The organism is Mannheimia pernigra (assembly GCF_013377995.1).
GTDB classification, from domain to species: domain Bacteria; phylum Pseudomonadota; class Gammaproteobacteria; order Enterobacterales; family Pasteurellaceae; genus Mannheimia; species Mannheimia pernigra.
Genome location: NZ_CP055305.1, coordinates 1692284 through 1718044, shown reverse-complemented (window position 1 = coordinate 1718044; position 25761 = coordinate 1692284). Strand labels below are relative to the sequence as shown.

At 38.5% G+C, this 25761-nt stretch carries 23 protein-coding genes and 1 riboswitch; of the genes, 18 read left to right on the top strand and 5 right to left on the bottom strand.

Features of this window, described 5'->3' with window-relative positions:
• Window positions 1–4 precede the first annotated feature (4 nt).
• Window positions 5–2434, bottom strand: coding sequence for a CRISPR-associated helicase Cas3' (gene cas3, locus HV560_RS08245; RefSeq protein WP_176812626.1), 2430 nt, complete (start codon window positions 2432–2434; stop codon window positions 5–7).
• Window positions 2435–2616: 182 nt separating this feature from the next.
• On the opposite strand from cas3, the gene ycaO reads away from it, so the two are divergent.
• The 6 genes from ycaO (at window position 2617) to lysS (ending at window position 10004) form a co-directional block, all read left to right on the top strand.
• Window positions 2617–4380, top strand: coding sequence for a 30S ribosomal protein S12 methylthiotransferase accessory factor YcaO (ycaO, locus tag HV560_RS08240; protein WP_176812625.1), 1764 nt, complete (start codon window positions 2617–2619; stop codon window positions 4378–4380).
• Window positions 4381–4458: 78 nt separating this feature from the next.
• Window positions 4459–5421 carry a tRNA 5-methoxyuridine(34)/uridine 5-oxyacetic acid(34) synthase CmoB gene (gene cmoB / locus HV560_RS08235; protein WP_176812624.1) on the top strand — a complete coding sequence of 321 codons (963 nt, stop codon included), beginning with the start codon at window positions 4459–4461 and terminating at the stop codon, window positions 5419–5421.
• 177 nt (window positions 5422–5598) lie between these two features.
• On the top strand, window positions 5599–5856 hold the full coding sequence (locus HV560_RS08230; protein WP_238348716.1) for a transposase: 258 nt from the start codon (window positions 5599–5601) through the stop codon (window positions 5854–5856).
• Window positions 5857–5864: 8 nt separating this feature from the next.
• Window positions 5865–6695 carry an IS3 family transposase gene (locus HV560_RS08225; protein WP_238348715.1) on the top strand — a complete coding sequence of 277 codons (831 nt, stop codon included), beginning with the start codon at window positions 5865–5867 and terminating at the stop codon, window positions 6693–6695.
• Window positions 6696–6868: 173 nt separating this feature from the next.
• Window positions 6869–8344: a ribonuclease G gene (gene rng, locus HV560_RS08220; RefSeq protein ID WP_176812622.1), complete on the top strand. Its 1476-nt coding sequence runs from the start codon at window positions 6869–6871 to the stop codon at window positions 8342–8344.
• A gap of 157 nt (window positions 8345–8501) precedes the next feature.
• A complete protein-coding gene (lysS, locus tag HV560_RS08215; RefSeq protein ID WP_176808624.1) occupies window positions 8502–10004 on the top strand; it encodes a lysine--tRNA ligase in 1503 nt (500 codons plus the stop codon).
• Window positions 10005–10084: 80 nt separating this feature from the next.
• On the opposite strand, the gene metX is transcribed toward lysS, so the two are convergent.
• The 3 genes from metX to HV560_RS08200 form a co-directional block, all read right to left on the bottom strand.
• Window positions 10085–11158: a homoserine O-acetyltransferase MetX gene (gene metX / locus HV560_RS08210; RefSeq protein WP_176808623.1), complete on the bottom strand. Its 1074-nt coding sequence runs from the start codon at window positions 11156–11158 to the stop codon at window positions 10085–10087.
• Between the two features lie 306 nt (window positions 11159–11464).
• Window positions 11465–12301, bottom strand: coding sequence for a formyltetrahydrofolate deformylase (gene purU, locus HV560_RS08205; protein WP_159629880.1), 837 nt, complete (start codon window positions 12299–12301; stop codon window positions 11465–11467).
• A 69-nt stretch (window positions 12302–12370) separates the two neighbouring features.
• Window positions 12371–12790: an H-NS family histone-like protein gene (locus tag HV560_RS08200; protein ID WP_176808622.1), complete on the bottom strand. Its 420-nt coding sequence runs from the start codon at window positions 12788–12790 to the stop codon at window positions 12371–12373.
• 135 nt (window positions 12791–12925) lie between these two features.
• A riboswitch (Lysine riboswitch) is annotated at window positions 12926–13095 on the top strand.
• Window positions 13096–13206: 111 nt separating this feature from the next.
• On the opposite strand from HV560_RS08200, the gene HV560_RS08195 reads away from it, so the two are divergent.
• The 11 genes from HV560_RS08195 (at window position 13207) to HV560_RS08145 (ending at window position 25297) form a co-directional block, all read left to right on the top strand.
• Window positions 13207–14745: a Na+/H+ antiporter NhaC family protein gene (locus tag HV560_RS08195; protein WP_176812621.1), complete on the top strand. Its 1539-nt coding sequence runs from the start codon at window positions 13207–13209 to the stop codon at window positions 14743–14745.
• Window positions 14746–14973: 228 nt separating this feature from the next.
• Window positions 14974–15726, top strand: coding sequence for an SDR family oxidoreductase (locus HV560_RS08190; protein WP_176808620.1), 753 nt, complete (start codon window positions 14974–14976; stop codon window positions 15724–15726).
• A 27-nt stretch (window positions 15727–15753) separates the two neighbouring features.
• Window positions 15754–16944 carry a tryptophan synthase subunit beta gene (gene trpB / locus HV560_RS08185; RefSeq protein ID WP_176808619.1) on the top strand — a complete coding sequence of 397 codons (1191 nt, stop codon included), beginning with the start codon at window positions 15754–15756 and terminating at the stop codon, window positions 16942–16944.
• Between the two features lies 1 nt (window position 16945).
• Complete coding sequence (trpA, locus tag HV560_RS08180) at window positions 16946–17758, top strand: tryptophan synthase subunit alpha (protein ID WP_176808618.1); 813 nt, start codon at window positions 16946–16948, stop codon at window positions 17756–17758.
• A 158-nt stretch (window positions 17759–17916) separates the two neighbouring features.
• Window positions 17917–19320: a YdgA family protein gene (locus tag HV560_RS08175; RefSeq protein WP_176808617.1), complete on the top strand. Its 1404-nt coding sequence runs from the start codon at window positions 17917–17919 to the stop codon at window positions 19318–19320.
• A gap of 117 nt (window positions 19321–19437) precedes the next feature.
• On the top strand, window positions 19438–22296 hold the full coding sequence (polA, locus tag HV560_RS08170) for a DNA polymerase I (RefSeq protein WP_176812620.1): 2859 nt from the start codon (window positions 19438–19440) through the stop codon (window positions 22294–22296).
• A 117-nt stretch (window positions 22297–22413) separates the two neighbouring features.
• Window positions 22414–23046: an outer membrane lipoprotein periplasmic chaperone LolA gene (gene lolA / locus HV560_RS08165; protein WP_176808615.1), complete on the top strand. Its 633-nt coding sequence runs from the start codon at window positions 22414–22416 to the stop codon at window positions 23044–23046.
• Between the two features lie 88 nt (window positions 23047–23134).
• Complete coding sequence (trpR, locus tag HV560_RS08160; RefSeq protein ID WP_176808614.1) at window positions 23135–23443, top strand: trp operon repressor; 309 nt, start codon at window positions 23135–23137, stop codon at window positions 23441–23443.
• Window positions 23444–24217, top strand: coding sequence for a monofunctional biosynthetic peptidoglycan transglycosylase (mtgA, locus tag HV560_RS08155; protein ID WP_176812619.1), 774 nt, complete (start codon window positions 23444–23446; stop codon window positions 24215–24217).
• Between the two features lie 10 nt (window positions 24218–24227).
• On the top strand, window positions 24228–24377 hold the full coding sequence (locus HV560_RS08150) for a hypothetical protein (protein WP_176808612.1): 150 nt from the start codon (window positions 24228–24230) through the stop codon (window positions 24375–24377).
• A 2-nt stretch (window positions 24378–24379) separates the two neighbouring features.
• Complete coding sequence (locus HV560_RS08145; RefSeq protein ID WP_176812618.1) at window positions 24380–25297, top strand: ATP-grasp domain-containing protein; 918 nt, start codon at window positions 24380–24382, stop codon at window positions 25295–25297.
• Here HV560_RS08145 and HV560_RS10460 read toward each other — a convergent pair.
• Window positions 25294–25419 (bottom strand): hypothetical protein, encoded by a 126-nt coding sequence (locus HV560_RS10460; RefSeq protein WP_256437769.1) that lies wholly within the window; start codon window positions 25417–25419, stop codon window positions 25294–25296. The genes HV560_RS08145 and HV560_RS10460 overlap by 4 nt on opposite strands.
• 24 nt (window positions 25420–25443) lie before the next feature.
• Between HV560_RS10460 and rplY the strand changes: the two genes are divergently transcribed.
• Window positions 25444–25731 carry a 50S ribosomal protein L25 gene (gene rplY, locus HV560_RS08140; protein WP_176808610.1) on the top strand — a complete coding sequence of 96 codons (288 nt, stop codon included), beginning with the start codon at window positions 25444–25446 and terminating at the stop codon, window positions 25729–25731.
• The last annotated feature ends 30 nt before the right edge of the window (window positions 25732–25761 follow it).

Here is a 25761-nt window from a genome sequence, read left to right as displayed (position 1 = left end):
CAACTTAAAAATCATAGCAGGTCATATTGCCTGCACGGTCTGTACATAAACCATATTCTTCCAAATAATGCCGTTCATCTAAATAGTAGATTCCCGACCCTGCCTGCGTTTCTTGTAAGGCCTCTGCCTCCACCAATTTTCGCCACACCTTGGGGAAAACATTCACGCTATATCGTTGGGCTTTGGCAAGAGCTTCATATTTCTCCTTGTTATCTTCCACGCTACATAATGTCGTAATTATCTCTTTTCCCTCACCATAAGGCACAATGATCGCTTGGGTTGGGGCGTCAATCATTTGAAATTCCCTCCCCGTACTTTTAAAGGATTGCATCAATAACGGGAAAGGCCGGGTTCTTCGATCATTTTTCGGGGCATAAACATTGTGGCAATTATCCGACAACCAATCCAATAAGGATCCCGATCTACTATTTTTGAGCGGATAAACCATTTCATCACTGCGATCGTGGAAATAATACTTGAAATATTGCGTCATTGCCGCCGGTTGTAAAATATCTTGCCCTTCATATTCACCAAATACCCGAGCCGCTTTATCTTGCCCGATTGTAATATCCGGCAAGACTTCTTCTAAATTTGGTTCTTTCAGATTTAGCACATAAACTTGCCCTTTACCCTCTTTTTCACCGTGGCGATTACAACGCCCTGCCGCCTGTGCAATGCTATCCAAACCGCCTAAGGCTCGAATGACACACGCCATAGAAATATCCACTCCCGCTTCAATAAGTTGAGTGCTGATACAAATCACCGGCTCTTTATTTTTCAATCGAGTTTTAATTTGCTCAAAAATCACTTTTCGATGAGCAGAACATTGGTTGGTACTTAAATGAAAAAGGGCATCTTGGGGAATATGGTGATCCTGACAGTAACGATATAAATCCTGAGCCCATTTTTTGGTATTCACAATAAATAAACAGCTAGAATGCAATTTGAACTGTTCTAGCAAAAACTCACCTGCATTTTCTAGCGAAAATCCGCCCACTTGCGAGCGATAGTGGATTTCCACACGGGAGAGATCATCAAAAAGTGCGGTCAAATCCTGTTGATTTCCCATTAACTCAGCGTTTTCCGCTAATTTCACCTGCCCTAATTCCGGCTTTTTGAGCTGATTTAATAAAGGTTGTGTCGCGGTACATAAAACGGCGGTACTTTTACCAAATTGGGCAAGCCAATTTAATACATTGGAAAACAGATGAACGCATTTAATCGGCAAGGTTTGAATTTCATCAAAAATCAAAACGCTTCTTGTCATAGCGTGAATATGACGAACACCACGCGTACCGCCGCCAAACCAAGCATCAAGAAATTGCACCATTGTCGTGAAAATAATCGGTTTATCCCAGTTCTCGGATAACACTTTATTTTGCCAAGTCTGTTTTTCCGGCTCAATGTTGGAATGATGCTCTAACACCCAATCATCGCCTAGAATCTCTCTCACATTCTGAGTATTTTGATCGATAATTGATGTGTAGGGAATAATGTAAATAATGCGATCAAGTTGGTGTGTTTGAGCGTGATGTAACGCATAACGCAAAGTGGCAAGGGTCTTACCTCCGCCAGTTGGCACGGTAAGAGAATAAATACCTTGTTTATCACAGGCTCGCGTTAAGCAATCGTTGGAAATATTACGGCGAATTTGGTCAATCGGATATTTAATTTCAAAACGAGATAAATAGTTTTCTAATGTATCAATCGCCTGTTGCCAATTTGGTTTTTCGTTGAAATGGCGAATCTCTTTTTGTTCTTCCCGCTCGAAATCAGCACTATTTATACGGTCGGCATCAATCAAACAACTAAATAAAAAACGGGTTAAACAGGCTAAATAAAGCTCTTTAATTTTAAAGGGAACATCTTGCTGACTTAAAATTGCGGCAATCGGTTTTTGAAGGGATTGAATGAGGGATTCAGAAGCTAATTGCTCTGCACGTTCAAGAATAGATTTATCCACCTTTTGCTCACATTCGCTAAGATGGGCGTCTTTATCCTCCTTATTAAAACGGTCTCGCCAAACCGCCTTACCTTCCGGACTTAAACAGTCAATCAAGCCTGCACCGTGGTGAGAGGCAATGCATAGTCCTAAAATTTGCCCACAAAGCTCGCCAATACCGTTCGAACCATATTTTATAAAACGGCGATAAATCCACTGAGCCCCTGCGGTGGAATGGTCGCCACCGTTGGTTTCATCTTCGCTGTCTAAATCCGCTTGATTTAACATACCGGTCACTCGGCGAATATATTTCTGGAATTTCTCGGAATATTTGCCGAAATCGTGCATTAAACCAAGTAATTCTCCCGCCTCAGCTAAATCTAACTTCGTTGCCAAAATGCGAGCAATTTGAGCGGTTTCCAAAAGATGGGTTAGAACAGATTGAATCACCCCATCAGATTTTCTAATGTGTGCAAAGTATTCATTTTTCATATTTATATAAATCCCTATCTATATTCTCTAGTACTATAATTTATTATAAATAGAATAACAATAATGTGGCGTATATTCACATTAAAGTATAAATTTCTCCAAATTCTATTGATTAAACTTCCCCACTTTATATCCATTTTTTAGTATAATAATTAGCTTACTAAATCATATTAAAGGCCTCTATGTCAGAACAAACTTTTATCACAGGTAAAGATGCTGCTCTTGAAGAGAGTATTTCTACCTTTCAACACAAATTAAAAAACCTTGGCTTTAATATTGAAGAAGCCTCTTGGTTAAATCCCGTTCCAAACGTGTGGTCTGTACATATTCGTGATGCAGATTGCCCGCAATGTTTCTCAAACGGTAAAGGAGCAAGCAAAAAAGCAGCGTTAGCTTCTGCGTTAGGCGAATATTTTGAGCGTTTATCCACTAACTATTTCTGGGCGGATTTCTACTTAGGGCAAGAGATTGCGAACAGCGATTTCGTGCATTATCCAACCGAAAAATGGTTCCTGATTGAAGATGAAGATGTGCCACCACCAGAAATGATGGATGATTTCTTATGGGAATATTTTGACCCGAATGGCGAACTTACTCCTGAATTATTAGTGGATTTACAATCGGGTAACTACGATCGTGGGATCGTGACCTTGCCTTACGTTCGTCAATCAGACAACGAAACCGTTTACATTCCGCAAAGCATTATCGGTAACTTATTCGTATCAAACGGTATGTCTGCAGGTAACACCAAAAACGAAGCTCGTGTGCAAGGTTTATCCGAAGTTTTCGAGCGTTTCGTAAAACATCGCATTATCACTGAAGCGATCAGCTTGCCTGAAATTCCGCAATCGGTGATTGATGGCTATCCAACCATTAAGGCGTCTATCGAAAAATTAGAGCAAGAAGGCTTCCCGATTCTTTGCTACGATGCCTCATTAGGTGGCGAATTCCCTGTAATTTGTGTGATTTTACTCAATCCACAAAACGGCTCTTGTTTCGCCTCTTTCGGTGCACACCCAAATTTCCAAGTCGCATTTGAGCGTACTGTCACCGAGCTTCTGCAAGGTCGCAGCCTCAAAGATTTAGATGTGTTTGCACCGCCGTCTTTCAATAATGAAGATGTAGCCGATCACGCGAATATGGAAACCCATTTTATTGATTCAAGCGGTCTTATTTCTTGGGATCTTTTCAAACGTGATGCAGATTATCCATTCGTGCATTGGGATTTCTCTGGCACAACCGAGCAAGAATTTAATAATATGATGGCGATTTTCAACAAGCACAATCAGCCAGTTTATATTATGGATTACGAGCATTTAGGTGTGTACTCTTGCCGTATTTTAGCACCAGGAATGTCAAATATTTATCCAAGTGACGACCTGATTTATGCTAACAATAATATGGGATTAGATTGGCGTGAAATTTTGTTGGACCTGCCACACTTCCATCACGATGCAGACACTTATCAAGAATTGCTTGATGAATTAGACGAGCAAAGCATTGATGATTTTACCCGTGTCCGTGAGTTTATCGGCGTGGTAGCAGAAAAAGGCTCGGCAATGCAAACCTTGCGTATCGGTGAGTTGAAATCAATGCTTCACTTGGCTCTCGGCAACTTAGAGCAAGCCTTAGATTGGGCAAACTGGACGGCAAATATGAACGCCAGCGTCTTCTCAGCAGAGCGTAACAATTATTATCGCTGCTTAATCAGCACGCTTGAATTATTTCTAGATCAAAACCGTGAACCGGCTCAATATCGTTCTGTATTCGAGAAAATGTACGGCGTGGAAGCGGTGGAATTCGCTTGGAATGCGGTGCAAGGCGGTAATCCGTTCCACGGTTTAACCGCTTCTGACGAAACGTTGGAAAATATGATCGCTCATCAGAAATTACTCAACGCTTACCGCAAAGTACAGAAAGCGAAAGTTAATCCGATTGTGAGATAATCCAATTTAATTTGTGGGGCAGGCACTTAGGCTCGCCCTTACAAAATTCAATATTTTATTATTAAAACCCCTGAATATATGATCGACTTCCGTCCTTTTTATCAACAAATTGCAACTACGCCACTTTCTGATTGGCTTGAAACCTTGCCTTTGCAGTTAAAGCAATGGGAAAAAACCACTCACGCCGATTATGCAAAATGGGCAAAAGTTGCAAATTTTTTACCAAATTCGACCGCTTGTATTAACCTAAAAGACAAAGTGGAATCAATTCCAAGTGAAGTGTTGTCTGAAGGTGAGATAAAGCAAATCACCCATCATTTAAGACAACTTATGCCTTGGCGTAAAGGTCCTTATCACTTACACGGCATTCATATTGATACCGAATGGCGTTCCGATTTTAAATGGGATCGTGTGTTGCCACACTTATCTCCGCTTGAAGGAAAAACCATTTTAGACGTTGGCTGTGGCAGCGGTTATCATATGTGGCGAATGGTCGGTGAAGGGGCAAAAATGGTAGTGGGGATCGACCCAACTGAGCTTTTTCTTTGTCAATTTGAGGCAGTCAGAAAATTATTAGGCAATGACAGACGAGCCAATCTTATCCCACTTGGGATTGAGCAAATGCAACCGCTGGCGGCTTTTGATACGGTTTTTTCAATGGGCGTGCTTTATCACCGTAAATCACCTCTCGATCATCTTTCTCAGCTCAAAGCACAATTAGTAAAAGGCGGGGAATTAGTGCTGGAAACTCTCGTCATTGATGGTGATATCAATGATACACTTATGCCAACGGATCGCTACGCTAAAATGAAAAATGTCTATTTTATTCCGTCCGTGCCTGCATTAATTAACTGGTTGAAAAAAGTCGGCTTTAAGAATGTACGTTGTGTTGATGAAGGAATCACCACCCTTGAGGAACAACGTAAAACCGATTGGTTAGAAAATGAAAGTTTGGTAGATTTTCTAGATCCAGCCGATCGCAATAAAACCATTGAAGGCTACCCAGCCCCTAAGCGTGCGGTTATTTTGGCTAATAATTAAAAACTCAAATACTGTAAATTATTACACTATTTTTTTGACATAAAAATCCTCACTTATTATACTGTATGTAAAATCAGTAACCAAAGTGAGGATATAATGAAAACACTTGATATACGTTTTGTAATGGCCTAACCCACTGCAACAAACCAAAGACTATTTTTGATAAATTCTCTCAAAATGGAGAACAGCAAAATGGTTAAACTTTTTACCCCTGAGTATAAAAAGCAATGTGTTGAAATGGTGTTAGACGGCAAACATAGCGTCAGTCAAGTGTACAAAATGATGCGAGTCAGCCAATCTGCCTTGAATCGTTGGAAGCGGCAATTTCTCGCCGAGCAGCGGGAAATTCAGCGTTTACGGGCGGAGAATGAGCCGTTGCGTAGCGACAATGCCTTACTAAAAAAGGTGTCCGCCTTCTTGCTCGAGAAGTCTTGAAATCCTGTGTGGTGGATTTACGGCGAGAAGGCATTTCCCCCGCACAACTGTCCCGTTGTTTTTCGTTGAATCGCTCCACCAGCCATCGTTGGGAAAAATCGCCACCTAATCAAACGTTGATGAGCTTGCAGGAAACGTTGCTATCTGTCTTTGAGGCAAGCGGTGAAACCTATGGCTCACGGCGTTTATCACAGGCGGTGACGGATTTAGGGATAAAAATCGGGCGGTTTAAAGCTCGCCGTTTAATGCGGGAGCTTGAGATAAAAGCTAAGTGCCCGAAAGCTAAAGTTTGGCGAAAACAAGCGGTCGATTTTGCGGAAAATAGTGCAAATGAGCAGTGTGCAATGATGCCCGACACCATTTGGGCAGGCGATATTACCTACATTCCTACCGATGAATGCTGGCTGTATTTGGCTATCGTCATTGATTGGTTTTCACGGTTAATTGTCATCTGGTCGGTATCGGATACGCCAGATAGTCGCTTATGCGTTCAAGCCTTGCGACTTGCCATCCACCGCCGCAAGCCCCCTGCGGACGTTATTTTCCACTCAGACCGAGGCTCCCAATACAGCAGCCAAGCCTTTCGGAATGTGCTGACAGAAGCGAAAATGGTGCATAGCCAAAGTAGGGCGGGGAAATGTACGGACAATGCGGTAACAGAGCGTTTTTTCCGCAGTTTAAAGACGGAGAAACTCAACCGCTACCGATTTAAGACACGCGAGCAAGCATTGCTTTGTGTGGCGGAATACATTGAAGATTTTTACAATCCGAGACGACTGCATTCTGCATTAGGAAATCGCTCCCCAATGCAGTTTGAAATGGATTGTTTAAGGATTTAAATGTGGTTGTGTCTTTGGAATGTTGCAAGGAATGAACCATTACAGTTTGTGCAGTACGATTTATCATTCTTTCTTTTGCAGCTACCATACAAATATACATACTATACTAAGGTTTTGTTTTCTTAATGATGAAATGGTAAACTTTAGAGTAGTTTACAAATATAGAGAAAAAAATGAGTGGGACAGAATTATTAGTTAATGTAACTCCAAGTGAAACTCGGGTAGCATTAGTTGAAAACGGATTGTTAAGAGAGCTACACATTGAACGTGAAGCTAAGCGTGGTATTGTCGGTAATATTTACAAAGGACGAGTAACCCGGGTGTTGCCAGGAATGCAGTCTGCTTTTGTGGATATTGGGTTAGAAAAAGCGGCTTTTCTACATGCCTCTGATATTGTTTCACATACAGAATGTGTTGATGAAAATGAGAAGAAGCAGTTTGTAGTAAAAGATATTGCCGAGCTAGTGCGTGAAGGGCAGGATATTGTTGTGCAAGTAGTTAAAGATCCGATTGGTACCAAAGGGGCTCGTTTAACGACTGATATTACGTTACCTTCTCGCTATTTAGTTTTTATGCCAGAAAATAGTCACGTTGGGGTCTCGCAAAGAATTGAAAGTGAGGAGGAGCGTGAGCGTTTAAAAAGATTGGTTGAGCCTTATTGTGATGAATTGGGTGGATTTATTGTTCGTACTGCGGCTGAAGAAGCAAATGAAGAAAGCTTAAAGCAAGATGCTGCTTTTTTGAAAAGATTATGGCGAAAAGTGTTAGAGCGGAAAACAAAATATCCAGCTAAGTCAATGCTTTATGGAGAGCTTGCGTTGGCTCAACGTGTGCTAAGAGATTTTATTGGCACGCATATTAATGCAGTCTGGATTGATTCAAAAATAACTTGTGAGCAAGTCAAAGAGTTCTTAACTGAGTTTATGCCTGAGCTAACAAATTCTGTAAGTTTGTATATAGGGGCTAAAACATTATTTGACGCTTACGGTGTTGAGGAAGCTATTCAAAAAGCACTCGATAAGAGGGTAAATCTGAAATCAGGCGGTTATCTGATTATTGAACAAACAGAATCTATGACAACAATTGACATCAATACAGGTGCATTTGTTGGGCATCGAAATCTTGCACACACCATCTTTAATACGAATATTGAAGCAACGCAGGCAATTGCACACCAACTTCAATTACGTAATTTAGGCGGTATTATTATTATTGATTTTATTGATATGCAAGAAGTAGAGCATCGCAACTTAGTTTTACAATCGTTACAAGAAGCGTTAAAAGGTGATCGAGTAAAAACTAACGTAAATGGCTTTACTCAACTTGGTTTGGTTGAAATGACACGCAAGCGTACGCGTGAGAGTTTAGAACGCATTCTTTGCTGCGATTGCTCGGCTTGTCAGGGGCGTGGTACGGTAAAAACAGTTGAAACCGTCAGCTATGAAATTATGCGTGAAATTGTGCGTGTACATCATCTATTTAAAACAGAAAAAATGCATGTTTATGCGTCTAAAGAAGTGGCAGAATACTTGATTAATGAAGAAAGCCACGCATTACTAGCTGAATTGCAGGCCTTTATCGGACAAAAAATAGAGATAAAATTAGAACCGTATTATCATCGGGATCAATTTGATGTTGTTGTAATGTAATGTATAACGGATTGGAGTTAAGTGATTTAGCTTCAATCCTGCCTATTTGCAAAATTTATTGAAAATCTTACCGCTTGTTTCCTACCAAAATTCCTGAAAATAACGTATAATCGCCCAGTTTTATTTATCCAAATTTTGAAAATCTAAAGGTAATTTAATGTCTGAAGTAGAAAATCAAGAATTAGATCTTAATGGAGAAATGTTAGCTCGTCGTGAAAAGTTAAATAAAATTCGTGAGCAGGGTAACGCTTTTCCAAATACTTTTCGTCGTGATGTGTTAGCAAAAGATTTACATACTAGGTATGATGAAGTCGAAGGCGAAGTATTAAAAGAGCAACATATTCAAGCTAAAGTAGCGGGCCGTATTATGCTAAAACGTGTAATGGGCAAGGCATCTTTTTTTACCATTCAAGATGTGAGTGGTGCCATCCAACTTTATGTGGCACGTGATAATTTGAGCGAAAGTGTTTACGAAGAAAACGTAAGTCTTTGGGATCTTGGTGATATTGTTGGTGTTGAGGGAACTTTATTTAAAACTAAAACAGGCGAATTAACTATTCGTTGTTCTGAAGTTCAACTTTTAACAAAAGCGTTACGCCCATTACCCGATAAACATCACGGCTTAACGGATTTGGAAACTCGTTATCGCCAACGTTATTTAGATCTTATTTCTAATGAAGAATCTCGCCGTACTTTTATGATTCGTTCGCAGGTAGTATCAGGCATTCGTAAATTCTTCTTAGATAGAGATTTTATTGAAGTTGAAACTCCGATGTTACAAGTAATCCCAGGTGGAGCAGCAGCGAAGCCTTTTGTTACACACCATAATGCGTTAGATATGGATATGTATTTGCGTATTGCGCCAGAACTTTACTTAAAGCGTTTAGTCGTTGGTGGCTTTGAACGTGTATTTGAGTTAAACCGTAACTTCCGTAATGAAGGGGTGTCTGTTCGTCATAATCCAGAATTTACAATGATTGAGTATTATCAAGCCTATGCAGATTATCACGATTTAATGGATAACACCGAAGAATTGTTAAGACAATTATCATTGGATATTCTTGGTACAACAGACGTACCTTATGGAGAATATGTGTTTGATTTTGGTAAGCCATTTGAGCGTATTACAATGCACGATGCTATCGTGAAATATGGTAATGGTATTTCTCGTTCCGATTTAGATAACATTGAGAAAGCCGTTGAAATTGCAAAAGGTTTAGGCATTGAAATTCAAAAATCATGGGGATTAGGCTCTGTAGTGAATGCAATTTTTGAAGAAGTCGCAGAACATCAATTAATTCAACCGACTTTCTTAATGGCACATCCTGCAGAAATTTCACCGCTTGCACGCCGTAATGATGAAAATCCAGAGGTGACTGATCGTTTTGAGCTCTTTATCGGTGGTCGTGAAATTGGTAATGGTTTCTCTGAATTAAATGATGCGGAAGATCAAGCTGAGCGTTTTGATGCACAAGTTGTCGCGAAAGATGCGGGTGATGATGAAGCGATGTTTAAAGATGAAGACTTTATTGTAGCATTGGAACACGGTTTACCACCAACGGCAGGTGAAGGTTTAGGTATCGACCGTTTAGCCATGATTTTTGCAAATGCACAGTCAATTCGTGATGTGATTTTATTCCCTGCAATGCGTTTGAAATAATCAGTAAAATAGTGAAAGCACACCAATGTGTGCTTTTTTCTTGATGACAAGCGGTCAAATTTCGCTAAAAAAATGTAAATTTACTTTTCTAAGCCTTTTTTAATCATCGGTTCAAAGAAATCATAATCCACCAAGAATGAGTCGTGTCCAAAATCGGAATGAAACTCGTGGAATTCTAAATTCACCCCAGCTTGCTCTAATTTCTGTTTGCTTTTATATACATCAATTTGTTTGAAAAGCTGATCGCTAGTGACCGCAACAAATGTATAGTTAGCTTTAATGCGTTTTAACGCCATTTCTTCGTTTTCATAACCAAGGGCGGGATCGTATAAATCCAGCGCTCTTAATAAATGAATATAGGTATTTGCATCAAAACGCCCCAGAAATTTTGTGCCTTGATAGCTTAGATAAGATTCCACTTGGAAATATTCACCCCAAATTTTGCCTTGCTGTTTTGTTTCTCGTCCGAACGCTTTAGCTAACTGAATATCGGTACGGTAAGTGAGCATTCCTAACATTCGAGCTATTGCTAAGCCGTTATCTGGTTCTATGCCATCATAATAATCTCCACCATTAAAATGTGGATCGTGAATAATGGCTTGACGCATAATATGGTTAAAACCTATCGCTTCAGCACTTAAGGTAAGCGATGAGCAGAGGTTAATAATGTTACGCACTTGGTCTGGATAACTAATTCCCCATTGTGTTGCTTGCATTCCACCAAAAGAGCCGCCCACTACTGTATGAAGTCTTGGGATTTCTAGATAATCAATCAAGGCTTTTTGTACATTCACAATATCTTGTACGGTAATAATGGGGAATTGGCTACCGTAAGGTCTATTCGTTTTAGGGTTGATAGAAGCGGGACCTGTCGTACCTTTACAACCACCCAACACATTACTACAAATAAAGAAGTATTTTTCGGTATCAAAAGCTAGCCCTTTTCCCATAAAATCTTGCCACCAACCTTTTTCAGTTGCTGTATCGTAATAAGGCTCAGCATCGCCAGTAAGGGCGTGGCAGATTAAAACTGCATTACTTTTATCTGCATTTAAGACGCCGTAAGTTTGATAAGCGACAGTAATAGGGGAAAGTTCACCGCCTAATGAAAGTGGCAGGGGCGTTTCCTCAAAAAGCGTGATGTGCTGAGCCATAGAATCCTTATTTGCAAAAAATTGTGTTTTTTTGACCGCTTGTAGTTGTAATAATATGGCTAAATTAGCGGTGTTGCGGTGAATTGTCAAGGATTTTTAGACGTCTAAACGTCTGGATTTTTAAACGGCTAAAAAATTTAAGTTTATTTTGTTTTTTTAATCTATTTATTGGAAATTAGAACTTAGAGGCCTAGATCGGGGAAAGATTTATAGCGATTATGAAAGGGCATTATTTTATTGCTGAGTTTAGAATATAATTAAATAGAGAGAAGCTGGTTATTAAGATGAACCAGCTTTTTATTTTGGTTATAGAATAATCGTCTTATTTTTATAGACAAAAATTTTATCGGTAAGCACTAATTCTAATGCTTGGCTTAGAACTGTTTTCTCTACATCTCGCCCTGCACGCATCATTGCTTCTGCGGTATAGGTGTGATCGACGTTGATCACATTTTGCATAATAATTGGGCCCTCATCTAATTCATCATTTACGAAATGTGCAGTTGCACCAATAATTTTTACCCCACGCTCATAAGCTCTTTGATACGGTTTGGCTCCAATAAAAGCAGGTAAAAAAGAATGATGAATATTTACGACTCGGTTTGGATAACGAGCAACAAATTCAGGATTTAAAACCCGCATATATTTAGCTAGAACAATATAGTCAGGTGAGTATTCGTCAATTTTTTCAGCGAGCATTTTGTCGTGCTCAATACGAGTTAGGTTTTCGTGGCTGATTAAATGAAATGGCACATCAAAGCGTTCAACTAAGCCTTTTAGCGTATCGTGGTTGCCAATTACAGCAGCAATTTCTACATCTAATCCACCATAATAGTTTTTCATTAATAAATCGCCTAAACAATGAGCCTCTTTTGTTACTAAAATAACAATACGCTTTCTCTGTTTTGGTAATAATTTATAAATAGAACCTTCTGGTAAAGTAAATTCCAGATCTGCTAATAAGGTTTTATCGTTAAAAATACCATTTAATTCAGTACGCATAAAAAAACGTTTGGTTTCGTTATCTACAAATTCCGAGTTTTTAATAATATTTAATTGGTGTTTGTAACAAATATTAGTAATTTTGGCGACTAATCCTGTGTCATCAGGGCATTCGGTTAATAATATTTTGTGTTCAAGCATAGCATTTCCTGTTATAAAAATAAGAGAACTCAATAGAGTTCTCTCTTATATTTAATGTTATTTAATATATTAAATAGCGAAATCTTCTAACTTTTTACCTTTATCTAGTGCTTGTTGCAATGCTTTTGGTGTTCTGCCTTGACCTGTCCACGTTTTTTCATTGCCTTTAGCATCAATAAATTTATATTTAGCAGGGCGAGGAGAAGCTGATTTGCGTGCTTTAAGTGTTTTACGGCCTTTAATCATTTTATCTGCTAATAATTGTGCCAATTCATCAATAGAGAGCCCGTCTTGTTTAAGCATTTCGGTATATTTTTTCAAGCTTTCTAATTGTTTTGCTTTTTCCTGCTCTTCTTTTCTAATTTCTTCTTCTTTTTCAGCAATAATAGTATCTAGTTTTTGAGCAATTGATTTTAATTGCTCAAGAGCTAAATCTTTAGCGAATGCTCTTAAACTACGAATATTTAAAAGACTTTTTAAATCTGACATTTTTTACTCCTTATTTTATTAGTAGTAACGAAAAGTTAAAGTTATTGCTATTTATCATATATTAAAAGATATTTAAGGTAAATAAAAAAGAGATACTTTATATCTTAAGATATTCGTGGTATCTTACGACCTCCTACAAAATGTAGAGGTGCAAATTCAATAAGTATTTTTTCTGAGTGGAAAACGATGAAGAAAAAGGAAAGGTGAGTTTGCCGAAATCAATTAAGCGTCATCTTAATTGGTTGGGGTCGTTATCGAAAGAAACGACACTGTCGTAGTTAATGCTACGGAGTGCTACTGTTAGGGTGGGTTTTAGGCTTTCATATTTCCTTCCTTTATATTTATTTTATAAATATCTCAGTACATCTCTTGTTTGGCTGTTATCCTTAATTATACAAAGTCATTTTAGAGGTTTTATGAATCTAGTTGATTATTCTACATCGCTTTGGTCTGTGTTGCCTGCATTGATTGCATTAATGTTAGCAATAATTACGCGCAAAGTGATTATTTCATTAAGTATCGGAATTATATTTGGTGCATTTATGCTAACTAATAGTAATTTTCTTGATGCACTTACCTATATTAAAAATAGTGTTGTTTCTTTAGTCTATAAAGGTGCTGAGGAAGGTTTAAATGCTAATAATGTCAATATTATTTTATTTTTGGTTTTATTAGGCGTGTTAACTTCTTTATTAAGTATTTCTGGCAGTAATCAAGCCTTCGCTAATTGGGCACAAAATAAAGTAAAAGGTAAACGTGGTGCAAAATTAATGGCAGCAGGTTTAGTATTTTTTACTTTTATTGATGATTATTTTCATAGTTTAGCTGTAGGGGCTATTGCTCGTCCAGTTACGGATAAATTTCGTGTTTCTCGTGCAAAATTAGCTTATATTCTAGATTCAACAGCTGCCCCAATGTGTGTTCTAATGCCTATTTCAAGCTGGGGAGCTTACATCATTACTTTAATCGCAGGTTTATTAGCGACGCATTCTATTAGTGGCTATTCGCCACTTGGTGCATTTATGACAATGAGTGTGATGAACTTTTATGCGATTTTTTCAATGATTATGGTATTTATTGTAGCTTATTTCTCATTTGATATTGGCTCAATGGCTCGTTTTGAACGCCATACAGAAGCGTTAGATTCATTAGAGGAAGAGCAAGTAGAGACAAAAGGACAAGTTCGTGATCTGATTTTACCAATTGCTACTTTAATTTTTACAACTGTTACAATGATGATAAAAACGGGGGCAGATGCTTTAGCTGAAGCTGGTACACCATTCTCTATTTTAGGGGCGTTTGAAAATACCACCGTAGGTATTTCGTTGGTTGTCGGTGGGCTTGCTGCACTTATTGTCGCAACGATTTGTATTGTAACAAGCGGTCATATTTCGCTAAAAAATTACTTCCGTGCTTATGGATTAGGCGTAAAAATGATGTCTGGTGCAATTACTATTTTATTCTTCGCCTGGACAATCAATGGCGTAGTAAGTGATATGCAAACGGGTAAATATTTATCTGGTTTAGTTGGTGAGCATATTGCAGCGGGTTTCTTACCTGCGATTTTATTTGTATTAGCGGCGGCAATGGCATTCTCAACAGGTACAAGTTGGGGAACCTTTGGTATTATGTTGCCAATTGGTGCAGCAATGGCTGTACATTCTGACCCTTCATTAATTATTCCTTGTTTATCGGCAGTAATGGCGGGCGCAGTATGTGGAGACCACTGCTCACCTATTTCTGATACAACTATTCTATCTTCAACAGGGGCTCAATGTAACCATATGGATCACGTTATTTCTCAATTACCTTATGCGTTATTAGTGGCAGTAGCATCTATTGTTGGTTATTTGTTTGTGGGCTTCACACAATCAGCCTTATTAGGATTTGTATCAACTGCTGTAGTAATGGCACTATTGATTTTAATCTTTAAAGCGAAAAAAACAGAAAAATAAGGTTAATTTCTAAAAATGTGAAGACAATCACAGAATTAAAGGGATTTATGGTATAGAATGCAACTCAAGATATGGATATCGAATGTTGTGTTATATAAAATTATAAGATCCTCCTATGTATTTAGCGTACCTTTTGGTACGCTTTTTTTCTCTTCTGATATATATTCCTTGCAATTTTGTTCTTTTTGTACTACTTTGATAGTACATTTTAATATTGAGAGTAAAAAAATGAAAACTGCATTAGTAACAGGCGTAACCGCTGGTTTTGGTTTAGCCATTTGTAAATTACTGCTTCAATCAGGCTATAAAGTGATTGGTACGGGCAGACGAGCGGAGCGTTTAAACGAGCTACATTTGCAATTTGGCGATCAATTTTTACCGCTTGTATTTGATATTCAGCAACCAGAAAAAGTGGAAGAAGCATTAAACAGTCGTCCTCAAGGTTGGCGAAAAATAGATGTATTAGTTAATAATGCGGGGCTAGCCCTTGGATTAGAGCCTGCCTATAAATCGGATTTAAATGATTGGTATCAAATGATCGATACTAATATTAAAGGCTTAGTCACAATAACGCGTATAGTGCTACCTGAAATGGTTGAGCATAATTCAGGTCATATTATTAATATTGGCTCAATTGCAGGCACTTATCCTTATCCTGGCGGGCATATTTATGGTGGAACAAAAGCTTTTGTAAAACAGTTCAGTTTAAATTTACGTGCAGATTTAGCCGGCACAAAAGTGCGAGTGTCGAATGTTGAGCCAGGCTTATGTGGTGGAACCGAATTTTCTCATATTCGTTTTAAAGGTGATGATGAAAAAGTAGCAAAAATTTATGAAAATGTGGAATTTATTCGCCCAGAAGATGTTGCCAACATTGTGTTATGGTTAAATCAACAACCAGAACACGTGAATATAAATCGTATTGAAGTAATGCCAGTTGCACAAACTTCATCAGCTTTGAATGTGGCACGCAGTCTTTAGCGAATTAAATTTAGAAAAGGAAAAATTATGTCAGATACACTTCTTAATCCTTATTTTGGCGAATTTGGCGGTATGTATGTGCCAGAAATTTTAGTGCCCGTACTCAAAGAATTAGAGCAAGCTTTTGTTGAAGCGCAGCAAGATCCAGCTTTTCAAGCGGAATTTGCTGATTTATTAAAAAATTACGCAGGTCGTCCAACGGCATTAACTCTTTGCCGTAACTTAACAAAAGGTTCAAAAACGAAGCTTTATTTAAAACGTGAAGATTTATTGCACGGCGGAGCACATAAAACTAACCAAGTGTTAGGACAAATCTTACTAGCAAAACGTATGGGCAAAACGCGGATCATTGCTGAAACTGGAGCAGGGCAACACGGTGTTGCAACAGCTCTTGCTTGTGCAATGCTTGGAATGCCTTGTGTGGTGTATATGGGTGCAAAAGATGTTGAGCGTCAATCGCCTAATGTATTTCGTATGCATCTAATGGGAGCAGAGGTCATTTCGGTGCAGAAAGGCTCTTGCTCATTAAAAGATGCCTGTTGTGAGGCAATGCGTGATTGGGCAGCGAATTACGATACAACCCACTATTTAATAGGCACGGCAGCAGGCCCACACCCTTTTCCAACAATGGTGCGTGAATTTCAAAAAATGATTGGCGAAGAGACTAAACGCCAAATTTTAGAAAAAGAAGACCGCTTGCCAGATGCAGTGATTGCATCAGTTGGCGGAGGCTCTAATGCGATTGGTATGTTTGCGGACTTTATTGAAGAAAAAACGGTTAAATTAATCGGTATAGAGCCTGCGGGCAAGGGGATTGAAACAGGTGAACACGGTGCACCGCTTAAACACGGTACAACAGGAATTTACTTTGGTATGAAATCCCCAATTATGCAAGATAAAGATGGGCAAATTGAAGAGTCTTACTCCGTTTCAGCTGGCTTAGATTTTCCATCGGTTGGTCCACAGCACGCTTATTTAAATGCAACAGGGCGAGCAGAGTATGTTTCAATTACAGATCAAGAAGCACTAGATGCTTTCCAAGCCTTAGCGAAGTATGAAGGAATTATTCCAGCACTAGAATCTTCCCACGCTCTTGCTTATGCGTTAAAACTAATTCACCAAAACCCTGAGAAAGAACAATTGCTCGTCGTCAATCTATCAGGACGAGGCGATAAAGATATTTTCACGGTCGATAAAATTTTAAATGGAGGAAAGTAAAATGAGTCGCTTTGATACTTTATTTAATAGCTTAAAGGCAAAAAATGAAGGGGCTTTTGTTCCATTTGTTACTTTATGTGATCCTGATTTTAATCGTAGTGTTGAAATTATCGAAACAATGATTGCAAAGGGGGCAGATGCTTTAGAGCTTGGCTTACCATTTTCTGATCCTCTATTAGATGGGCCCGTTATTCAAGCGGCTAATAAACGTGCATTAGATGCAGGTTACAGTACCGATGCGTGTTTTGAATTAATTGCACAAATCCGTAATAAATATCCAGAGATTCCAATTGGTTTATTGCTTTGTGCAAACTTAATTTTTGTACCAAGTGCAGAGACATTCTTCCATCGCTGCCAACAAGCAGGTGTTGATGCTGTCTTAATTGCAGATTTGCCCGTTTTAGCGGCTGAAGAATTTACTCCTGTGGCTAAAAAATATGGTATTCAGCCTGTCTTTATTTGCCCACCCAATGCAGATGAAAATACGATTCAACGCATTGCACAATTGACCGAGGGCTATACTTATTTGGTTTCTCGTGCAGGGGTCACTAGTGCAGAAAATCAGGCTCACGCAAGTAATCTGGATTCTTTAGTCGAGAGCTTAAAAAAAGCAAATTCAGCCCCTATCTTGCAAGGCTTTGGTATTGCTACACCTGAACAAGTTAGAGAAGCGTTACGATTAGGGGCAGATGGAGCTATTTCAGGTTCGGCAATTGTGAAAATCATTGAGCGTAATTTAGATGATCAAGCAAATTTGCTTAAAGAGCTAGCGGAATTTGTCGCTTCAATGAAGTCAGCAACTAAAAGTAAGTAGCAAGTGGTTATTTTTTTGAAATAATTTGCGTATAATATGGCAGGCAATGTTCGCCCAATAGCGTTTAGTGAAAAAACTGAGCGTTTTTTAAGTTGAAGAAATTTAAAAAATGATGATCTAAACAACAGAAATAACTATTTTAAATAAAAGGAAACACAATGAAATTAAGCAAAATTACACTTTCAGTCGTTGCTGTAATTGGTGTAGTGGCAGTTGGTGGCAGCTGGTATACAGGTAAACAAGTCGAAGAAAAATATCAAGAATTAGTTACGCAAGCCAATCATCAATTTGAACAATTGAGTGGTGAATTTGGTGCAAATATTGCGTTTAAAGATGTGCAGATTGAACGCCACTTCTTCAGTTCTGAAGCGAAATATCGATTAGAGGTAGATTTAGGTGATGGTGAAAAATTAGACTTTATTGGTAATGATAAAATTCATCACGGCCCATTGCCACTTAACCGTTTAGCGAAGTTTAATTTCCTACCTGTTATGATGAGTACTGAAAGCAAACTTCAAGCACCAACGCAGTTTAAAAAATTCGTTGGAGAAAATATTGGTTCGGGGGTGGCTAATATCAGTTATTCGGGTGATATAAAAGGAAATTTTGAGGTATCTCCGATTAAATATGGTGATGAAGCTGGCTTTGTTGAAGCAACACCCATTAAGTTAGAATATAGTTACCAGAATGCAAAGGCAATAGATGGCACGGTTGAATTAGATGCCTTTAAGGTAATGGATAAAGAGCTTGATTTCCAAGTGCAAGGTGTGTCTTATGAGATGCAAGCAGAGGTTAATGGCGATTATCCGAATCTCACCTTTGGAGTAGGAAGTGCGAAAGTTAAAGATATTGAATTTAAGTCTAAAAGTGGCAAGTTATCACAAATTAAAGATATTGTGGTTAAAGGTGATAATCTGTTAAAAGGCGAGCGTTTAGTTTCTACAGGTAGTTTGACTGCTGAATCTTTCAACCTTGAAGGGGTTGAAATGGGAAAATTAAAAATGGATATGGCATACGATTTAGATGCTAAATTAACTAACGATATTACGCCATTATTGTCTAATCCTGAAGCTATCGAAAATCAGCAGACAACCGAACTCTTATTGAAATTACTGGAAAAATCAGCCAAGTTCCACATTAATAATTTCTCTTTTGAAAATAGCAAAGGAAAAGTGGATTTAGCCTTAATACTAAATATGGCTCAAGTTAATTTACAAGATCTTGGTAATATTCAAGAGGTATTAAAAGCCCTCTCAACCAGTAAATTTACTTCAAATATCAACCGTGAATATGCAGAAGATCTTATTCGCCAAATCTCAATGGCAACAGAGAAGTTAAGCGAAGAAGAAGCAAAAGCGTTTGCCAAACAACAAGTCGATGCTATTTTTCTCAATGCCGACGTTGGACACTACGGATTAAGAAAAGTAGATGAAAACAACGTGAAGATGGAATTATCGGTTGAAAATGAGAAATTAATCGTCAATGGACGTGAATTAACCGAAGATGAAATTCAAATGGCGTTATTTATGATTATGATGGGAGCAAGTTCGCTCGGTCAATAATCGTAACCACTTGAAAAAGCGTATTTTGGCTATGGCTGAAATACGCTTTTTTATCCCTTTCTTTTACGATTCTTGTATAATAACGCCAATATTTATTTGATTTTCAAGAGATTTTTTATGGCAACTATCGCAAAAAATCCACTGGTGCTAGTGGACGGTTCTTCTTATTTATATCGAGCATTTCACGCATTCCCTTCGCTAACTAATCAAAATGGAGATCCAACAGGGGCAATGTATGGTGTATTGAATATGTTAAAAAGCCTGATCGCACAAGTAGAACCCAGCCACATTGCCGTTGTGTTTGACGCGAAAGGAAAAACGTTTCGTGATGAATTGTTTGAGCAATATAAATCGCACCGTCCGCCAATGCCAGATGAGTTGCGTGCTCAAATTCAACCGTTACACGCTATTATTAAAGCGTTAGGTATTCCACTGATTTCGATTGAAGGGGTAGAGGCAGATGATGTTATTGGCACATTAGCTGTGCAAGCAGCTAAAGATGGCAAAGATGTGTTAATTAGCACTGGCGATAAAGATATGGCACAACTGGTGAACGATCACATTATGTTGATTAACACAATGAATAACACCGTGCTTGATCGGGAAGGTGTTATTGAAAAATATGGTATTCCACCTGAGTTGATCATCGACTTTTTAGCCCTAATGGGAGATTCAGCAGATAATATTCCTGGCGTTAAAGGCGTTGGTGAAAAAACCGCACTCGCTTTATTGCAAGGAATTGGGTCACTTAAACAGATTTATGACAATTTAGATAAAATTGCCTCACTTTCGTTTCGTGGCGCAAAAAGTTTCGCCCCAAAATTAGCCGCTGAAAAAGAGAATGCTGATTTATCTTATCTGCTGGCAACGATTAAAACCGATGTGGAATTAGACGTTACTCATCATCAGCTTTTAACCCAAGCACAAAATCGTGCGGAACTGACGACTTTATTTGAATATTATGAATTCAAACGTTGGCTGAATGAGGTAAATAATAACGCCAATCCGCTTACTCGCATATCTGCAGAGAAAGTGCCCAATCATTACCAAGTGACACAAGCGGTTAAAAAAGAGGGAAATGTTGCAGATCCTATCGTGATTGACCGCAGTAAATATGAAACGGTGGACACACAAGAAAAATTAGCGGCTTGGATCGGCAAATTGAATTCAGCCAAGATGGTTGCAGTGGATACTGAAACGGATAATTTAGATTCAATGTCAGCCAATTTAGTGGGGATTTCATTTGCGCTTGAAAATGGCGAAGCGTGCTATATTCCACTTGGGCATAAGCAAAAAGCGGAGCAAAAACAAGTAGATATGTTTGGTGAGCTTGGCGATACAGATAATGAAAATAGTGATGAATTGGTAAAAAATCAGCTAAATTTGACCGCTTGTTTAACGCAACTCAAACCAATTTTAGAACATTGTGGCATAAAAAAAATTGGGCAGAACATCAAATATGATTTAACCATTTTTTCTCACTATGGCATTGAGTTACAAGGCGTTGAGTTTGATACGATGATAGAATCGTACACCTTAAATAGTACAGGTCGCCATAATATGGATGAGTTAGCTTACCGTTATTTAGGGCATAAGACTATTCCATTTGAAGAGTTGGCGGGTAAAGGCAAAAATCAGCTTACTTTCGATAAAATTGAGATTCCTAAAGCCGCAGAATATGCCGCCGAAGATGCTGATGTCACAATGAAGTTACACCAAGTGTTATGGCAAAAATTATCATCAGAGCCTGAGTTGGTGAAATTGTTTAACGAAATTGAAATGCCATTGGTGAGCGTGCTTTCTCGTATTGAACGCAATGGTGTGTTAATTGACCAAAAAAAATTATTAACACAATCGGCAGAAATTGAAAAACGTTTAAGTGAAATCGAGCAGCTAGTTCACGCGGAAGCAGGACAGACGTTTAATTTAGCTTCAACCAAGCAGTTACAAGACATTCTATTTGGCAAATTAGGCTTACCAGTTTTGAAAAAAACGCCCAAAGGTGCACCCTCGACGAACGAGGAAGTGTTAGATGAATTGGCACAGCGAGGGCATATCGTCCCGAAATTATTAATGGAACATCGTGGATTAAGTAAATTGAAATCAACATATACTGATAAACTTCCACAATTAATTAATAAAAAAACAGGGCGAGTACATACCTCATATAACCAAGCGGTAACTGCAACAGGGCGACTTTCTTCTAGTGATCCAAATTTACAGAATATTCCTATCCGCAACGAAGAGGGCAGACGAATCCGTCAGGCATTCGTTGCAAGAGAAGGCTATAAAATTGTTGCCGCCGACTATTCCCAAATTGAACTACGGATTATGGCGCATTTGGCCAATGATGAAGGGATGATCGCTGCGTTTGCGGAAGGAAAAGATATTCACCGAGCAACCGCCGCAGAAATTTTCAGTGTTGCATTAGAAGAGGTTACCAGCGAGCAACGCCGCAGTGCGAAAGCGATTAACTTTGGATTGATTTATGGAATGTCATCATTTGGGCTTTCAAACCAACTCGGTATTGGACGAGCAGAAGCCCAAAAATATATGGAGCTCTATTTTAAACGCTATCCAGCCGTGCAGCAGTTTATGACAGATATTCGTGAAGTTGCCGCAGAAAAAGGCTATGTGGAAACTTTGTTTGGTCGCCGTTTATATTTGCCCGATATTAAATCAAGCAACGCTATTTTGCGTAAAGCAGCGGAGCGAGTGGCAATTAATGCCCCAATGCAAGGCACGGCGGCAGATATTATCAAAGTTGCAATGATCGGTATTGATAAAGCGATTCGTGGTAATCACGAGATTAAAATGATTATGCAAGTTCACGATGAATTAGTGTTTGAAGTGAAAGCAGATAAGCTAGAACAATACAGCCAGCTCATTAAAGCTGAAATGGAAAAAGCCATTTCGCTTAACGTACCACTGATTGCAGAGGTCGGAATTGGCGATAATTGGGACGAGGCTCATTAATCTAACGCTATACAATGGCGAACTTTTATTGTATCGTTGTAGCAGTTCATTAATATGAAGCGTTTAATTGGTTCGTTGCCAAAGAGGTAAAAATTCTTTGAATAGTAAGGAAAATAAATGAAAAAATTACTCAAAAAATCCGTATTAAGTTTCGCCTTATTAGGCTTAGCAGGCACGGCATTTGCTGATGCTCAATCAGTTGCTGAATTACAACGCCGTTTAATGCAAGTTAGCCAATATAGTGCAGATTTCGATCAAGTTGTACGTTCAAGCAAAGGCAAAGAAATTCAAAAAGGTAAAGGCAAATTCCAAGTAAAACGCCCTAATTTATTTAGAATGGAGACTAAATCACCACAAGAAAATTTGATTGTTTCTGATGGTGAAAATTTATGGTTTTATGATCCTTTTGTGTCACAAGTGACCGTAAATAATGTGCAAGATGCGGTTAATAATACGCCATTTGTATTATTAACCAGCAATGATAAGAATCATTGGGCGCAATACGATGTAACCCAAAATGCGGATACTTTTGTATTAAAGCCAAAATCCAATAAAAGTAACTTAAAACAGTTTGATGTACGTATTGAGAAAAGCGGTTTATTAAAAGGATTCAGCACCATTGAGCGTGATGGGCAAAGCAATTTATATGTATTACGCAACATTACCACAGGCGGTGTTTCAAGCGAGTTATTCAAATTCAGAGTACCCAAAGAGGCTGAGTTAGATGATCAGCGTGCTAGTAAAAAATAGAAAATAATATAGTGACAAGCGGTTATAAAAAGTGAGATTTTTGCAAAATTTCTGACAAAAATGACCGCTTGTATATTGAGGAAATAAAATGAAAACGCTTTATAACCAACGAGATCCAAAAGAATGGGAGCAATTTTTAGTGTTGCTTAAACAAGCTGTGACGGAAGATAAATTAGCACTTTTTTTCTCAATGTTTTTAACTGCAGATGAGAGAGAGTCTTTAGGGCTGCGGGTGAAAATTGTACAAGCCTTGTTAGAGGGTAAAGATTCGCAACGTGAAATTCAACAAAATTTGAATACCAGTGCGGCAACTATTACACGTGGCTCAAATATGCTAAAAACCTTAGATCAAGATTTTCTGCAATGGGTGAATGGCAAGCTCAATGGTAAATCGTAAATGGCAACGCGTAAGAACTGTTTGTTAAGCTCTCTTTTGAAGAAAATAGGGCTTTTTTTTATTCCTCGAAAAATAGGAACGATATTTGGCTGGCTTTGGTTTGGTTTTAGTCGGTTATTTACTTTTTGGAGTGGTTTTTTCTTAATCGCTATTTTAGTTTTTTCTGTGCTGCCTGTCCCTTACTCTGCGTATATGGTGCAGAAAAAAGTCGAAAATATGTTACAAGATAAAACTTACGCTATTAAGAAAGATTGGGTAAGTCTTGATGCGATTTCTTGGCAGGTGAAAATGGCTGTTATTGCTTCTGAAGATCAAAAATTTGAAAGCCATTTTGGCTTAGATCTTGCTGCTATTGAATCCGCGTTGAAATTCAATGCGAAATCGAAAAAAATTCGAGGCGGCTCAACGATTTCCCAGCAAACCGTGAAAAATCTATTTTTATGGCATAGGCAGAGTTGGATAAGAAAAGGCATTGAGGCACTATTGACTCTTTTAGTTGAGAATATATGGACAAAATCCCGAATTTTAGAGGTTTATCTCAATATTGCTGAGTTTGGCGATGGTATTTTCGGCGTTGAAGCTGCAGCCCAACATTTTTTCAAAAAATCAGCTAAGCACTTGAATTTACAAGAATCAGCATTATTGGCGGCCTCTCTACCAAATCCAATTGTGTTTAAGGTGGATAAACCTAGCTTAAGTATGCGAAAACGCCAAGCGTGGATTATACGTCAAGTCAGCTTGCTTGATGGTAAACATTATTTAGACAAACTATAGAAAAATAACGATGACAATACAAAGCACACTAGCTTCACATTTAAACCATTTACAATCCGTTGCAGAGCGAGATTTAACTCAATATCAACCTTTTGATGCGGCAGAATGTGCAAAATATAATGAAAATTTGACCGCTTGCGTTACCCAAGAAGGATCGTAAAAATGAGATGGTTAATGTTATGTCGTGAACCTCGTCTCTATAGTTGCAAACGCATTAAAAATGCGTGCATCAAAAGAGGCATTGAATTAGATATTTTAGATCCAAATAAAATGTTACTGATGCTAAATAATGGAAAATTTGAGGTTTTTTATCAACAAGAAAGAGAGCATTATGCTAAAAGCTATTCAGAGGCTGTGCTATTAAAGGATTATGATGGCATTTTACCCCGTTTTGGAACAAGCAGTACCGAAATGGGCTGCACAGTGTTACGCCATTTTGAAGCAAAAGGTATTCCTGTTTTAAATAACGCTCAAGCTTTTGCCTTAGCGCGCAATAAATGGCAATCTTTGCAAAGGCTAGTAGAATATGGTTTACCTGTCCCGAAGACTAATTTGGCAGGGGATTTAGTTTCAGTGAAATCGCAACTAAATCATTTCTCTTTTCCGCTTATTGCAAAAGTCCTGAATGGCTCGCAAGGCAATGGCGTAATGCTGTTTGAAAATAGGCATAATGCCGAATCGGTACTCTCAACTTTTAGGCAAGTAGAGGAAGCTTATCTGTGCCAAGAGTTCGTTACCGAATCGAAAGGGCGTGATATTCGAGTTTTTGTGATTGGTGATAAAGTTGTAGCTGCGATGAGTAGAACCAGTGCAGCAGGAGACTTTCGAGCCAATCTCCATCAAGGCGGAATAGCAGAAAGTATTGAATTAACTGAAGAAGAAAAAATATTAGCGATTAAGGCAACTCAAGTAATTGGGCTTGAGGTAGCTGGAGTAGATTTCTTTCGTACGGCAAATGGAGTGGTTGTTCTAGAAGTCAATGCAAGTCCTGGATTTGAAGGCATAGAACAAATAAATGAGATAGATATTGCCCTAGAAATTGTGGATTATTTCATCAGGAAAATAAGCAAATTATCTTAATTTACGTTGCATTTTTCGCCATCTTCAGTAAAATACGCACTCAGCCTACCATAACCATAGTAGGCTGAAGTTTTTTCACAAACAGCTGGGTCGCCTGCTGTTTTTTCTATCAACGGGGTCATTCCCATTTTTAAGAGAATTAAACAATGTCATTCAAATTTGAAGCTGAAGTTCGTTCAACGCAAGGTAAGGGTGCGAGCCGCCGCCTGCGTCATAATGGTCAAGTTCCTGCCATCATTTATGGTGGTAGTGCAGAACCTGTATCAATCATCTTAAACCACGATGATGTAAATAACGCACAAGTACACGATGCGTTCTACAACGAAGTTTTAACTATCGTTGTAGGTGGTAAAGAAGAGCAAGTTAAAGTACAAGCAATTCAACGCCACCCAACTAAACCAAAATTAGTTCACTTGGACTTCAAGCGTGTTTAATTGCGGTAAGTGAATAACAAAAAATCTGCA

Excerpts from the sequence above, each read along its gene's own strand:
- cas3 (WP_176812626.1), bottom strand. The coding sequence starts at position 2,434 with ATGAAAAATGAATACTTTGCACACATTAGAAAATCTGATGGGGTGATT.
- ycaO (WP_176812625.1), top strand. The coding sequence starts at position 2,617 with ATGTCAGAACAAACTTTTATCACAGGTAAAGATGCTGCTCTTGAAGAG.
- cmoB (WP_176812624.1), top strand. The coding sequence starts at position 4,459 with ATGATCGACTTCCGTCCTTTTTATCAACAAATTGCAACTACGCCACTT.
- HV560_RS08230 (WP_238348716.1), top strand. The coding sequence starts at position 5,599 with ATGGAGAACAGCAAAATGGTTAAACTTTTTACCCCTGAGTATAAAAAG.
- rng (WP_176812622.1), top strand. The coding sequence starts at position 6,869 with ATGAGTGGGACAGAATTATTAGTTAATGTAACTCCAAGTGAAACTCGG.
- lysS (WP_176808624.1), top strand. The coding sequence starts at position 8,502 with ATGTCTGAAGTAGAAAATCAAGAATTAGATCTTAATGGAGAAATGTTA.
- metX (WP_176808623.1), bottom strand. The coding sequence starts at position 11,158 with ATGGCTCAGCACATCACGCTTTTTGAGGAAACGCCCCTGCCACTTTCA.
- purU (WP_159629880.1), bottom strand. The coding sequence starts at position 12,301 with ATGCTTGAACACAAAATATTATTAACCGAATGCCCTGATGACACAGGA.
- HV560_RS08200 (WP_176808622.1), bottom strand. The coding sequence starts at position 12,790 with ATGTCAGATTTAAAAAGTCTTTTAAATATTCGTAGTTTAAGAGCATTC.
- HV560_RS08195 (WP_176812621.1), top strand. The coding sequence starts at position 13,207 with ATGAATCTAGTTGATTATTCTACATCGCTTTGGTCTGTGTTGCCTGCA.
- HV560_RS08190 (WP_176808620.1), top strand. The coding sequence starts at position 14,974 with ATGAAAACTGCATTAGTAACAGGCGTAACCGCTGGTTTTGGTTTAGCC.
- trpB (WP_176808619.1), top strand. The coding sequence starts at position 15,754 with ATGTCAGATACACTTCTTAATCCTTATTTTGGCGAATTTGGCGGTATG.
- trpA (WP_176808618.1), top strand. The coding sequence starts at position 16,946 with ATGAGTCGCTTTGATACTTTATTTAATAGCTTAAAGGCAAAAAATGAA.
- HV560_RS08175 (WP_176808617.1), top strand. The coding sequence starts at position 17,917 with ATGAAATTAAGCAAAATTACACTTTCAGTCGTTGCTGTAATTGGTGTA.
- polA (WP_176812620.1), top strand. The coding sequence starts at position 19,438 with ATGGCAACTATCGCAAAAAATCCACTGGTGCTAGTGGACGGTTCTTCT.
- lolA (WP_176808615.1), top strand. The coding sequence starts at position 22,414 with ATGAAAAAATTACTCAAAAAATCCGTATTAAGTTTCGCCTTATTAGGC.
- trpR (WP_176808614.1), top strand. The coding sequence starts at position 23,135 with ATGAAAACGCTTTATAACCAACGAGATCCAAAAGAATGGGAGCAATTT.
- mtgA (WP_176812619.1), top strand. The coding sequence starts at position 23,444 with ATGGCAACGCGTAAGAACTGTTTGTTAAGCTCTCTTTTGAAGAAAATA.
- HV560_RS08150 (WP_176808612.1), top strand. The coding sequence starts at position 24,228 with ATGACAATACAAAGCACACTAGCTTCACATTTAAACCATTTACAATCC.
- HV560_RS08145 (WP_176812618.1), top strand. The coding sequence starts at position 24,380 with ATGAGATGGTTAATGTTATGTCGTGAACCTCGTCTCTATAGTTGCAAA.
- HV560_RS10460 (WP_256437769.1), bottom strand. The coding sequence starts at position 25,419 with ATGACCCCGTTGATAGAAAAAACAGCAGGCGACCCAGCTGTTTGTGAA.
- rplY (WP_176808610.1), top strand. The coding sequence starts at position 25,444 with ATGTCATTCAAATTTGAAGCTGAAGTTCGTTCAACGCAAGGTAAGGGT.